The sequence below is a fragment of the Shewanella sp. HL-SH2 genome (assembly GCF_051164935.1).
In the GTDB taxonomy this organism is placed as follows: domain Bacteria; phylum Pseudomonadota; class Gammaproteobacteria; order Enterobacterales; family Shewanellaceae; genus Shewanella; species Shewanella glacialimarina.
In genome coordinates, this window is the sequence record NZ_CP195035.1 from 3,035,626 (window position 1) to 3,048,471 (window position 12,846).

Consider the following 12,846-nt stretch of genomic DNA (forward strand, 5'->3'; position numbering starts at 1 on the left):
GTCAAAATTAAAAACAAAAAAGGCGCCGAAGCGCCTTTTAAACGAGTGGGTAACGATATTACCAACCAGTACGAGTACGCAGTGCTTTACCAATGTCAGCTAAAGAGCGAACTGTAGTTACGCCTGCAGCTTCAAGAGCAGCAAACTTATCTTCAGCAGTACCTTTACCGCCAGCGATAATTGCGCCAGCATGGCCCATGCGCTTACCTTCTGGTGCAGTAACACCAGCAATGTAAGATACAACAGGCTTAGTTACGTGTGCTTTGATATAAGCAGCAGCTTCTTCTTCAGCATTACCACCGATTTCACCGATCATTACAATCGCTTCAGTCTGTGGATCGTTTTGGAACATTTCCAATACGTCGATGAAGTTAGTACCAGGAATTGGGTCGCCACCGATACCTACACAAGTAGATTGGCCGAAACCTTCATCAGTAGTTTGCTTAACCGCTTCGTACGTTAATGTACCAGAGCGAGAAACAATACCCACTTTTCCAGGTAAGTGGATGTGACCAGGCATAATACCAATCTTACATTCACCAGGAGTGATAACACCTGGACAGTTAGGACCGATCATGCGTGTGCCAGTTTCTTCTAGCTTCACTTTCACTTGTAACATATCAAGTGTTGGGATGCCTTCAGTGATACAAACGATCAGCTCAATGCCAGCATCGATTGCTTCAAGAATTGCGTCTTTACAAAATGGAGCTGGTACGTAGATAACAGTTGCAGTAGCACCTGTTTGAGCTACCGCATCTTTAACAGTGTTGAACACTGGAAGACCTAGGTGAGTTTGACCACCTTTTCCAGGAGAAACACCACCAACCATTTGCGTGCCATAAGCAATCGCCTGTTCAGAGTGGAAAGTACCCTGACCACCAGTGAAACCTTGACAGATTACCTTGGTATCTTTGTTAATTAAAACAGACATTATTTGCCCTCCGCAGCTTTAACAACTTGCTCAGCCGCGTCAGTTAGACTTGTTGCCGCGATGATATCAAGACCAGACTTAGCCAATACTTCACGACCTAATTCGGCGTTAGTACCTTCAAGACGTACAACCACTGGCACTTTAACGCCAACTTCTTTAACTGCACCGATAATACCTTCAGCGATCATATCGCAACGTACGATACCGCCAAAGATGTTAACTAATACTGCTTTAACATTGCTGTCAGAAAGAATGATTTTAAATGCTTCAGCAACACGTTCTTTAGTTGCTCCACCGCCAACGTCTAAGAAGTTAGCTGGCTTGCCACCGTGTAGGTTTACGATGTCCATTGTACCCATCGCTAGGCCGGCACCGTTAACCATACAACCTACGTTACCGTCTAAAGCAACATAGTTTAATTCAAATTTAGCAGCGTGCGCTTCACGAGCATCATCTTGTGATGGGTCGTGCATCGCTTTGATTTTTGGCTGACGATATAATGCGTTGCCATCAATACCAATTTTGCCATCTAAACAGTGAAGATTGCCTTCAGTGGTGATAACAAGTGGGTTGATTTCTAATAACGCAAAATCATGGTCGTTGAACATGTTCGCAAGACCCATAAAGATCTTAGTGAACTGCTTCATTTGAGTTGGGTTTAAACCTAACTTGAAGCCAAGATCACGAGCTTGGAAAGCTTGAGGACCTGTTAACGGATCAATGATAGCTGTGTGGATAAGCTCTGGCGTATGTTCAGCCACAGTTTCAATATCAACACCACCTTCAGTCGACGCCATGAACACAACGCGACGCGTGCTACGGTCAACTACTGCACCTAGGTACAATTCGTTGGCGATGTCAGTACAGCTTTCAACTAGAATTTTAGCAACTGGCTGACCTTTAGCGTCAGTCTGGTACGTTACTAAGTTCTTACCTAACCAGTTTTCAGCGAATGCTCTGATTTCGTCTTTATTACCGGTAACTTTAACGCCACCTGCTTTACCACGGCCGCCTGCGTGTACTTGACACTTAACAACCCATAAGTTTCCGCCAATGTGGCCAGCTGCTTCTACTGCTTCTTGAGCAGTATCACATGCAAAGCCTTCAGAGACTGGTAAACCATATTCGGCAAATAAAGATTTTGCCTGATACTCATGCAAATTCATGATGATCTATCCATATACTTCTAATCAAATCCAACTGGCTCAATATGAGCCAGCGACGAGGGGTTTATCTAACTACTTATAAATCAAGCAGCAGACGAGTTGGATCTTCTAAGAAGTCTTTAATAGCAACTAAGAAGCCAACTGACTCACGACCATCAACAATACGATGATCGTAAGAGAGTGCTAGGTACATCATTGGCAGGATTTCAACCTGACCATTGACTGCCATTGGGCGATCTTTAATAGCATGCATGCCTAAGATTGCGCTTTGTGGCAGGTTCAAAATAGGGGTGGACATCAGCGAACCAAAAACACCACCGTTAGTTACGGTGAAGTTACCGCCGGTCATGTCAGCAACAGACAACTTACCGTCACGTCCTTTGATTGCGAGTTCACGAACCGCTTTCTCGATTTCAGCTAAGTTCATGGTATCGGTGTCGCGTAACACTGGTGTTACCAGGCCACGAGGAGTTGATACTGCAATGCTGATATCAAAATAGTTGTGATAAATAATATCATCGCCATCTATAGAAGCGTTAACTTCAGGGAAACGTTTTAGCGCTTCAGTTACCGCTTTGATGTAGAAAGACATAAAGCCTAAACGAATACCGTGACGCTTTTCAAAAATATCTTGATATTGCTTACGGATATCCATGATTGGCTTCATGTTAACTTCGTTAAACGTAGTTAACATAGCGGTAGAGTTTTTAGCTTCTAACAAACGTTTTGCAATCGTTTTACGCAAACGAGTCATAGGAACACGTTTCTCGCTACGACCTTCTAACGGTGCAACGGGTGCAGCCACTGCAGCCGATTTTGCCGCTGGTGCTGATTTAGCGAACGCTTCAACATCTTCTTTAGTGATACGTCCGCCAACACCTGTACCTTTAATTTTTGCAGCATCAAGATTATGCTCAGCAATTAAACGACGCACTGATGGGCTTAATGCATCGTTTGATTCGTCAGAACTTGGCTCTGATGCAGCTTCAGCAGCAGGCGCAGTCGCCTCAGCTTTAGTCACTTCTTGTCCAGACACGGCACCTGCAATAAATCTTGCAATAACTTGCTCACCTAAAACGGTGTCGCCTTCTTCGAATAATAATTCAGAAATTGAACCGTCTTCTGGTGCAACAACTTCTAGAACAACTTTGTCGGTCTCGATATCAACTAAGTTTTGATCGCGAGACACCTGTTCACCAGGCTTAACATGCCAAGTAGCAATAGTTGCATCAGCAACAGACTCTGGTAATACGGGTACCTTAATTTCGATACTCATGGAAAGCTTCCCTTTATATAAATTATCTTTACGACAGTTTTAATGCGCTATTAACTAATGATTCTTGCTGATGTACATGCAACCCTGGATAACCACACGCTGGTGCAGCTGACGCTTCACGACCAGCATACGTTAATTGAGCGCCTGCAGGAATGTTAGCCCAGAAGTGATGCTGACTACAGTACCACGCACCTTGGTTTTGAGGCTCTTCCTGACACCAAACAAAATCAGTAACATGTTGATATTTTTCTAATGCCGCACGCATTTCCACATCAGGGAAAGGATACAGCTGCTCAACACGAATAATGGCTATGTTAGTGATATTTTCTTTACGACGTTTTTCAAGTAACTCGAAATACACCTTACCGCTACAGAACACAACTCGGTCAACTTTACTTGCCTCTAAAGTATCAATCTCGCCAATGATGTTTTGGAAAGTACCTTCAGCAAGCTCTTCTAGGCTAGACACAGCTAATGGGTGACGTAGCAAAGATTTTGGTGACATCACCACAAGTGGACGACGCATTGGACGCACAACTTGGCGACGTAGCATGTGATAAACCTGCGCCGGTGTTGATGGAACACATACCTGCATATTATGGTTAGCACATAACTGTAAGAAACGTTCTAAACGAGCACTGGAATGCTCAGGCCCCTGGCCTTCATAACCGTGTGGTAATAACATTGTTAAGCCACATAAACGGCCCCACTTTTGTTCACCAGACGATAAGAATTGGTCAATCACCACTTGGGCACAGTTAACAAAGTCACCAAACTGTGCTTCCCAAATGGTTAATCCACCTGGTTCTGCTGTGGCATAGCCGTATTCAAATGCTAATACAGACGCTTCAGACAATACTGAGTCAGTAATATCAATCGGTGCTTGCTCTTCTGCCACATTACGCAAAGGTAAATAGGTTGTACCGTCTTTTTGATTATGTAATACAGCATGACGATGGAAGAAAGTACCACGGCCAGAGTCTTGGCCAGTAATACGCACACGTTTTTTATCTTCAAGGATAGAAGCATAGGCTAAAGTTTCTGCGAAACCCCAGTCGAGCAACTTCTCACCTTTGGCCATTGATAGGCGGTCTGCACAAATTTTGGCAACTCGTGATTGCAGCGTATGATTTTCAGGAATATCAACTAACTTATTAGCTAAGTTTTGTAGACGTTCCATTGACATAGAACCTGCGTAATCTTCATCCCATTCGCGATTCAGATAAGGTGTCCAGTCAACGGTATGTAACGTCATTGGACGCCACTCTTTGACCACACAGTCACCGGCATCAAGCGCATCACGGTAATGATTAATTAAGCCTGTTACTTCATCAGCAGCAATGCTGTTTTCAGCAATTAACTTGTCAGCATAAATTTTACGCGGCGTTGGGTGTTTTTTAATTTTTGCGTACATCAACGGCTGTGTTGCACTAGGTTCATCAGCTTCGTTATGACCATGACGACGATAACAAACTAAATCAATCACCACATCACGCTTAAACTCATTACGGTAATCCACCGCAAGCTGCGAAATAAACGCAACCGCTTCAGGATCATCTGAGTTAACGTGGAAAATCGGTGCCTGAACCATTTTAGCAATATCAGTACAGTATTCTGTTGACCGGACATCTGCATGGTTAGATGTGGTAAAACCAACCTGGTTATTTACGACGATGCGGATACTACCACCCACTGTAAAACCACGGGTTTGAGACATGTTAAATGTCTCTTGTACGATACCCTGCCCAGTAATAGCTGAGTCACCATGAATAGTAATAGGCATAACTTGTAAGCCATCTTTACAGCCGCGACGATCTTGACGAGCGCGTACGGAACCGATAACCACTGGGTTAACGATCTCAAGGTGTGATGGATTAAAAGCTAACGCTAGGTGAACATTGCCACCTGGCGTTTCAAAATCTGATGAGAAACCTTGGTGATATTTAACGTCACCTGAACCATGCGTGTCGGCATGCTTGCCAGCAAACTCGTCAAATAATTCACTAGGACGTTTACCGAGCACGTTAATGAGTAAGTTTAAACGACCACGGTGAGCCATACCTACGACGATTTCTTTAGTTCCCGCTTCACCGGCACGGTAAATGATTTCGCGCATCATTGGAACAAGCGCATCACCACCTTCTAAAGAGAAACGTTTAGCGCCTGGGAATTTTGCACCTAAGTATTTTTCAATACCTTCAGCAGCATTTAGGCCTTCAAGAATACGTTTTTTAACCGCATTGTCGTAATTAGCCTTACCTAAGGTTGGCTCTAGACGTTGCTGGATCCAACGTTTTTCGTCGGTATCAGTGATATGCATATATTCCGCACCAATCGAGCCACAGTAGCTGCTCTTAAGGGCAAAAATAATATCCGCAAGTTTCATGGTCTCACCGCCTAATGCGAATGAACCCGTGTTGAACTCACGCTGCATATCTTCAGCTGTTAAGCCGTGGTAAGCAGGATCTAGCTCTTGAACCACGTCACGCTTCCACATACCTAATGGATCTAGGTTAGCATTTTGATGACCACGGAAACGATGAGCGTTAATTAATTGCAGTACTTTAACCTGCTTTGCATCTAACTCTGGGTCACTGACACGAGCAGCCCCTTTCGCACGGCTTTCTAAGGCTAAACTACGGAAATAGTCACGAACTTTAGAGTGGGAAACCTCTGGTACTTCAACAGAACTACCATTAACAGGTGGGAGATTATCAAAAACGACCTGCCAATCAGCAGAAACTGATTGCGGATCTTCTTGATAGGCTTCATACATCTCTTCTACATAGGTCGCATTCGAACCACTTAAGTGAGACGACTCGAGCCAGGCTTTCATGATGCCTTGGTGCATTGTTATTCCTTTCAAACTTGATACACGTGCTAGCCATAATGCATAACAATTAACACAATCGTCATGCTTAACTTCTATCTCTGCCAAAGACTTGTACTAAATAACGGATCTAACAAATTAATGACAAAGGTAATCCGTAAACACACAAAAGAGCCATCTCCAATATGAAGATGACTCTCATAAAGAGCTAATTAAACGTATTTAAAGGCTCTTCTGTGTTCATTAAACAGCTCGTTTCAATAACATTGACTTGATATGACCAATTGCTTTAGTTGGGTTTAGTCCTTTAGGACAAACATCAACACAGTTCATAATTCCGTGACAACGGAACACACTGTAAGCATCGTCAAGCTCAGATAAACGCTCTTCAGTAGCGGTATCACGGCTGTCAATTAAGAAACGATACGCATGTAATAAACCACTTGGTCCGATAAATTTATCTGGATTCCACCAGAAAGAAGGACAAGCCGTAGAACAACATGCACACATGATACATTCGTATAAACCATCTAAGTGCTCGCGCTCTTCAGGTGATTGTAAATGCTCACGCGCTGGGGCCTTTTCATCATTGATAAGATAAGGCTTAATTTTTTCGTATTGCTTATAGAACTGAGTTAGATCAACGACCAAATCTCGCACAACTGGCATGCCTGGTAAAGGACGAACTACAATTTTTTTCCCTTTAAAGGTCGAAATTGGCGTAATACACGCTAAGCCATTTTTACCATTCATGTTAACACCGTCAGAACCACACACACCTTCACGGCATGAACGACGAAACGCAATTGTTGGGTCTTGTTCTTTCAGCTTAATTAATGCATCTAACACCATCATATCAGAGCCATCAGGCACTTCTAAGGTGTAGTCCTTCATATAAGGCTTGGTATCTACATCAGAATTATAACGATACAATGCAAATGTTAATTTCATCTTTGCAACTCCTGCCTAATAGGTACGTTTTACCGGTGGAAACGCATCACGTAATTTAGGTGTCATATTGACATCACGTTTTGTCATAGCTTGTGTTTTTGGATCATACAAGCTGTGGCATAACCAATTATCATCATCACGGTCTAAATAATCTTCACGAGAATGTGCACCACGGCTTTCAGTACGGAAGTTAGCTGCATAGGCAGTTGCCAGCGCTGTTGACATTAAGTTATCTAATTCTAAACATTCAATACGTTGAGTATTAAATTCATCAGAGTTATCAGATAGCTTAGCCTTCTCAAGACGCTTTTGGATTGCTTGTAGCTGTTCTAGACCTTCTGCCATGGATTCACCACTGCGGAAAACAGAGAAATTTAACTGCATACACAATTGAAGCTCTTTACGGATAACCGAAGGATCTTCGCCGTCTTTGTTGCTTTCCCAACGATTAAGACGAGCAAGTGATGCACTAATTTCTACGTCTGTGGCCGCTTTTGGATCAGGCGTAGCATCTAAAGCTTTACCTAAGTGCTGACCTGCAGCACGACCAAATACCACTAAATCAAGAAGAGAGTTACCACCTAAGCGATTCGCACCGTGTACAGATACACAAGCGATCTCACCTACAGCAAATAAACCTAGTACGTCTTGCTCAGTACCATCAGCATTCTGACGAATAACTTGACCACTGACTTTAGTTGGCAATCCACCCATCATATAATGACAAGTTGGAATAACAGGAATTGGACCATCAGCCGGATCAATGTGAGCAAAAGTACGTGATAATTCACACACACCAGGAAGACGGGCTTCAAGGGTCTCTTTGCCTAAATGATCAAGCTTAAGTAATAAGTGTGGACCTAAAGGACCATCTAAACCACGACCTTCACGAATTTCAGTCATCATTGAACGTGCTACCACGTCACGCGATGCTAAATCTTTGGCATTTGGTGCATAACGTTCCATGAAACGTTCGCCATCTTTATTTAAAAGATATCCACCTTCGCCGCGACAACCTTCAGTCACCAATGTACCTGCGCCAGCAATACCCGTAGGGTGGAACTGCCACATTTCCATGTCTTGTAACTGAACACCAGCACGAGCCGCAATACCAACGCCATCACCAGTATTGATGTGCGCATTAGTAGTTGACGCATAAATACGCCCTGCTCCGCCAGTTGCTAAAATAGTTGCTTTTGCTTTGAAATAAACAATGTTGCCCGTTTCAATTTCAATCGCAGTACAACCAACAACAACGTCATCTTCATTTTTAACAAGATCTAAAGCATACCATTCAGAATAAACATCTGTTTTATGCTTGACGTTTTGTTGATACAAACAGTGCAGTAGAGCATGACCTGTTCGGTCTGCGGCAGCAGCGGTACGCGCAGCTTGCTCACCACCAAAGTTTCTTGATTGGCCACCAAAAGGTCGCTGGTAAATAGTACCATTTTCAAAACGAGAGAATGGTAAACCCATTTGCTCAAGTTCGATAATCGCTTCTGGACCGGTTTTACACATAAACTCAATGGCTTCTTGGTCGCCGATAAAATCAGAACCTTTCACCGTATCATACATGTGTTGTTCCCAGTGATCTTCATGCGCATTACCTAACGCAACAGTGATACCACCTTGCGCAGATACGGTATGAGAACGGGTAGGAAACACTTTTGATAAAAGCGCACAGCTTTTACCTTCTTTAGAAATCTGTAATGCTGCTCGCATACCAGCGCCACCAGCGCCAATCACGATTGCATCAAATTCGCGTACTGGAATACTCACTTATACACCCCACACTATCACGATGCCGGCCGCTAAATAACTGAATGCGGTCACAACGAAGGTAAATTGTAATACACCACGTAACGATGTGCTTTTTACATAGTCAGTCAATACTTGCCATACACCAATCCAAGCGTGGACGAGTAAAGCAACTAAGGCTAACAGTGTAAATACTTTCATTGGCAATGTGCTAAACAAGCCATGCCAAATTTCGAAAGTCAGTGGAGAACTACACGCGATAAATCCCACCAAGAAAATAGTATAACAAGCTAGGATCACCGCACTTGCGCGTAGTAAAATATAGTCATGGACACCACTACGTCCAAAACTTGCTGCGTTAGTTACCATACCCAAATCCCCGCAATGATAGAAAAGGTTGCTGCTAAAGCAAACATCACTTTAGCTGAAGCGATACCTGAAGCTAGCTCTTCCCAACGGCCAGTATCCATAATCAAATGACGTATGCCACCTAATAAGTGATATCCAAGCGCGGTTAGAATGCCCCAAAGGATGAACTTCATTACGAAACCATCAAACAAGGTTTGTACGCTAGCGAAGCCTTCAGCAGAGGTTAAAGTTGAATTTAACAGCCACAAAAGAATACCAATAGCGAATAGCATGATGACACCGGAAATGCGGTGTAGGATAGATGCGATAGCTGTCGCAGGGAAGCTTATCGTCTGCAGGTCTAGATGGACAGGTCTTTGCTTTTTCACGTTCTGCTCACTCAGCTCCATTGAGCATTATTTTTTTATGTATCTCTTTTTTGCTTTAAACGCATCAAGGTCAAAAAATGTTTATTACATTATTTGAGCAAAAAAGAAATTACTATCAAACATCTAAGCAATTGAGAAATCACTATTTTAGTTTGTAAAGTAATCATTTCTAAAGTGTGATGTTTGTCGCCCTTAGGGACGTAGGCAAGTATACTCGTGAGAATTGTCAAATACAAACATCACATTATGCAAATTCTGTTTTTTTATGATTTTTTTATTCTAAAGCCTATACCACAAGGCTTTCAGCTAGATATATACCTTGGTCTAACAAATTTAAACGCTTATTTAAATTGATCTGTGATCCCTATTCACTGTAAAGTAATGTCCGCTTAACATGCCGCACTCATAGATATAGAATGACGTAAGGAGAACGGGGTATGGCTGATAATATAGCCAAATTAGAGTTACCAGGTAACGATTCAATCGACTTACCAATCAAGAAAGGTACTGAAGGGTTTGATGTAATCGACATCAGTACATTAGGGAAGAAAGGTTATTTCACTTTCGATCCAGGCTTTCTAGCAACAGCTTCTTGTGAGTCTGCAATTACATATATCGATGGTGATCAAGGTATTTTATTACACCGTGGTTATCCGATTGATCAACTTGCAACTGAATCAACTTATTTAGATTTATGCTACTTGCTTTTATACGGAGAGCTACCGTCTAAGGCTGATTTCGACAAGTTTGAAGCCACAGTGAAAGAACACACTATGGTTCACGAGCAAATCGCTTTCTTCTTCCGCGGTTTCCGTCGTGACGCACACCCAATGGCAATGCTATGTGGTGTGACAGGGGCACTGTCTGCTTTTTATCAAGACTCTCTTGATGTTAACAATTCTAAGCATCGTGAAATAGCAGCTTATCGTTTGGTGTCAAAAATGCCAACAATCGCTGCTATGTGTTACAAATACTCAATGGGTCAACCATTTGTGTATCCACGTAACGACTTAAGCTATGCAGGTAACTTTTTATCGATGATGTTCGCAACACCTTGCGAAGAATATAAAGTTAACCCTGTTGTAGAAAAAGCAATGGATCGTATTTTTGTACTCCATGCTGATCATGAACAAAATGCTTCGACATCTACTGTGCGTTTAGCTGGTTCTTCTGGTGCTAACCCATTTGCGTGTATCGCAGCGGGTATCGCATCACTATGGGGCCCTGCTCACGGCGGCGCAAACGAAGCTTGTCTTGCTATGCTTGAAGAGATTGGTTCTGTGGATCGTATCCCAGAGTTTATCGCTAAAGCGAAAGACAAGAATGACCCATTCCGCTTAATGGGCTTTGGACACCGTGTTTACAAGAACTTTGACCCTCGCGCAAAAGTGATGCGTGAAACCTGTCATGAAGTTCTAAATGAACTTAAAGTTGTTGATCCATTACTCGACGTAGCAATGGAACTTGAGCGTATTGCACTTGAAGATGAATATTTTATCTCTAAGAAGCTATATCCGAACGTTGACTTCTACTCTGGTCTCATCATGAAAGCCATTGGTATCCCTAATGATATGTTTACAGTGCTATTTGCATTGTCACGTACCGTTGGTTGGATTTCACATTGGAAAGAAATGTTAGATCAACCAGGTCACAAAATTAGCCGCCCTCGTCAGTTATATACTGGTGAGTCAGCGCGTGAATTTGTGAGTTTAGACAAACGTTAATTCATTAAATGATGTCTAAATAAAAAAGCGCCGAAAGGCGCTTTTTTGTATTCAAAAAACAAATATTCACCCTAGGTCAAACGCTTTCCCCATTCTTTGAATATGCTTCAAAGGAACATTATGCTTGTTTCGCTGTGCGCACAGGAGTTGATGCGCCTCTGATTTTGGCTCACCAGTTATAACAATTTTCACCTTATACCCTAAAGCGACAGCAGCAGTTTTATAAGCGATATATTCCCAATGACACACATTGGTATTATCACATATCACTATGGGTTCACCTCTTGATAAGGCCTCAATGAATAAGCTTAAATTAATTTGATGATATTCAGATAATTTACTGATATCAAATTGATACAGCCCCTCAACAACAAATAAACTATCGGTTGAGAAATAACCATATTGCTTAATTTGCAACGCAACAGATAAAGGTTGCGATTGAATGAATTGTTCTATCCAATGGGATTTACCACTTCCGGGTAAGCCACGCATAATGATAGCTAGCCTATGGGATAACTCACCATCAATGCATGTGTGCTCAGTGCTCACGGACTCATTATCTATTGTTTCAGAATCTATTGACTTAATATCTACGGAATTGGTACTCATGACTATGTTGACTCACTACCAATGGTTTTACCCTGTAAAATATTGTCCACTAACTGGGGCATAATGTCCCCTGCTTTACCGGTAAAATGGTATTGGAATTGACTATGTCTATCGGGCGCAACAAGATTAACCTCAACGGTTTGCGCACCATGATGATTAGCACTATCAACAAAACCTGCTGCAGGATAAACCGTACCTGAAGTGCCGATAGCGATAAATAGGTCGCAGCGGTCCAGTGCATCATGTATTCGGTCCATTCCGAAAGGCATTTCACCAAACCAGACAATATGTGGCCGTAAACGCATTGCAGGAATACAGCAGGTACAGCAATTGTCGGGACCAAAGGGTTCGCGCAAAATAAATGTTTGCAGTGATTTAGGGCATCGACCTTTGGATAATTCCCCGTGCATATGCAATAAACGTCTTGAACCAGCACGTTCATGCAAGTCATCTACATTCTGGGTAATCACTAGTAGATTGCCCTCAAACTCAGCTTCTAATTTGGCCAAGGCAATATGAGCCAAATTCTCACATACTTCACCTGAATGTAATTGTGTCCAACGGTTATTATAAAATCGCTCAACTAATGCAATATCTTTAGCATAGCCTTCAGGTGTCGCCACATCTTCTATGTGATGCTGCTCCCATAAACCATCTTGATCACGAAAAGTGCGAATACCTGACTCTGCAGAAATGCCTGCGCCGGTTAACACGACAATATTCCGGTACATGGTGCTTCCTTTTTATTATTAAGGTGTATTTTTAAGTTATATAATGAAACAGCTCTGCCGCTGCCAGACAAATAGCAGGCTAAGTAATCAAGCTTACACTATCAATAGCAGGGTTTAACCTGCAACTAAC

Annotated in this window: 11 protein-coding genes; 1 reads left to right on the forward strand and 10 read right to left on the reverse strand. The window is 42.5% G+C overall.

The features are described from left to right. Positions 1-58 precede the first annotated feature (58 nt). The 8 genes from sucD to sdhC all read right to left on the reverse strand — a co-directional run bounded on the left by sucD (position 59) and on the right by sdhC (position 9,673). Positions 59-931 carry a succinate--CoA ligase subunit alpha gene (gene sucD / locus ACRWP9_RS13260; protein WP_434926406.1) on the reverse strand — a complete coding sequence of 291 codons (873 nt, stop codon included), beginning with the start codon at positions 929-931 and terminating at the stop codon, positions 59-61. After that, positions 931-2,097, reverse strand: coding sequence for an ADP-forming succinate--CoA ligase subunit beta (gene sucC, locus ACRWP9_RS13265; RefSeq protein ID WP_226415298.1), 1,167 nt, complete (start codon positions 2,095-2,097; stop codon positions 931-933). The genes sucD and sucC overlap by 1 nt, the downstream gene beginning before the upstream one ends. Positions 2,098-2,173: 76 nt before the next feature. Continuing rightward, positions 2,174-3,373 (reverse strand): 2-oxoglutarate dehydrogenase complex dihydrolipoyllysine-residue succinyltransferase, encoded by a 1,200-nt coding sequence (odhB, locus tag ACRWP9_RS13270; RefSeq protein WP_434926407.1) that lies wholly within the window; start codon positions 3,371-3,373, stop codon positions 2,174-2,176. 28 nt (positions 3,374-3,401) lie between these two features. After that, positions 3,402-6,224 (reverse strand): 2-oxoglutarate dehydrogenase E1 component, encoded by a 2,823-nt coding sequence (gene sucA, locus ACRWP9_RS13275; protein ID WP_434926408.1) that lies wholly within the window; start codon positions 6,222-6,224, stop codon positions 3,402-3,404. A gap of 222 nt (positions 6,225-6,446) precedes the next feature. Next, complete coding sequence (locus ACRWP9_RS13280; RefSeq protein ID WP_226415291.1) at positions 6,447-7,154, reverse strand: succinate dehydrogenase iron-sulfur subunit; 708 nt, start codon at positions 7,152-7,154, stop codon at positions 6,447-6,449. A 15-nt stretch (positions 7,155-7,169) separates the two neighbouring features. Then, positions 7,170-8,936, reverse strand: coding sequence for a succinate dehydrogenase flavoprotein subunit (gene sdhA / locus ACRWP9_RS13285; RefSeq protein ID WP_434926409.1), 1,767 nt, complete (start codon positions 8,934-8,936; stop codon positions 7,170-7,172). Beyond that, the gene (gene sdhD, locus ACRWP9_RS13290; protein ID WP_434926410.1) at positions 8,937-9,284 is read right to left on the reverse strand and encodes a succinate dehydrogenase, hydrophobic membrane anchor protein; all 348 of its coding nucleotides are present in this window, start codon (positions 9,282-9,284) and stop codon (positions 8,937-8,939) included. Beyond that, on the reverse strand, positions 9,278-9,673 hold the full coding sequence (gene sdhC / locus ACRWP9_RS13295; protein WP_226415282.1) for a succinate dehydrogenase cytochrome b556 subunit: 396 nt from the start codon (positions 9,671-9,673) through the stop codon (positions 9,278-9,280). Before sdhC ends, sdhD begins: the two co-directional genes overlap by 7 nt. Positions 9,674-10,089: 416 nt before the next feature. On the opposite strand from sdhC, the gene ACRWP9_RS13300 reads away from it, so the two are divergent. Continuing rightward, positions 10,090-11,376 (forward strand): citrate synthase, encoded by a 1,287-nt coding sequence (locus ACRWP9_RS13300; protein WP_434926411.1) that lies wholly within the window; start codon positions 10,090-10,092, stop codon positions 11,374-11,376. Positions 11,377-11,442: 66 nt separating this feature from the next. Here ACRWP9_RS13300 and ACRWP9_RS13305 read toward each other — a convergent pair whose 3' ends face one another. Beyond that, positions 11,443-11,868, reverse strand: coding sequence for an AAA family ATPase (locus tag ACRWP9_RS13305; RefSeq protein ID WP_434929059.1), 426 nt, complete (start codon positions 11,866-11,868; stop codon positions 11,443-11,445). A 119-nt stretch (positions 11,869-11,987) separates the two neighbouring features. Then, positions 11,988-12,716 (reverse strand): Sir2 family NAD+-dependent deacetylase, encoded by a 729-nt coding sequence (gene cobB / locus ACRWP9_RS13310; RefSeq protein ID WP_434926412.1) that lies wholly within the window; start codon positions 12,714-12,716, stop codon positions 11,988-11,990. Positions 12,717-12,846: the final 130 nt, after the last annotated feature.

What these genes read in the sequence shown, in the direction of transcription:
- sucD (WP_434926406.1), bottom strand. Translation starts at nt 931, where the DNA reads ATGTCTGTTTTAATTAACAAAGATACCAAGGTAATCTGTCAAGGTTTC.
- sdhD (WP_434926410.1), bottom strand. Translation starts at nt 9,284, where the DNA reads ATGGTAACTAACGCAGCAAGTTTTGGACGTAGTGGTGTCCATGACTAT.
- ACRWP9_RS13280 (WP_226415291.1), bottom strand. Translation starts at nt 7,154, where the DNA reads ATGAAATTAACATTTGCATTGTATCGTTATAATTCTGATGTAGATACC.
- ACRWP9_RS13300 (WP_434926411.1), top strand. Translation starts at nt 10,090, where the DNA reads ATGGCTGATAATATAGCCAAATTAGAGTTACCAGGTAACGATTCAATC.
- ACRWP9_RS13305 (WP_434929059.1), bottom strand. Translation starts at nt 11,868, where the DNA reads ATGCGTGGCTTACCCGGAAGTGGTAAATCCCATTGGATAGAACAATTC.
- odhB (WP_434926407.1), bottom strand. Translation starts at nt 3,373, where the DNA reads ATGAGTATCGAAATTAAGGTACCCGTATTACCAGAGTCTGTTGCTGAT.
- sdhC (WP_226415282.1), bottom strand. Translation starts at nt 9,673, where the DNA reads ATGGAGCTGAGTGAGCAGAACGTGAAAAAGCAAAGACCTGTCCATCTA.
- sucA (WP_434926408.1), bottom strand. Translation starts at nt 6,224, where the DNA reads ATGCACCAAGGCATCATGAAAGCCTGGCTCGAGTCGTCTCACTTAAGT.
- sucC (WP_226415298.1), bottom strand. Translation starts at nt 2,097, where the DNA reads ATGAATTTGCATGAGTATCAGGCAAAATCTTTATTTGCCGAATATGGT.
- cobB (WP_434926412.1), bottom strand. Translation starts at nt 12,716, where the DNA reads ATGTACCGGAATATTGTCGTGTTAACCGGCGCAGGCATTTCTGCAGAG.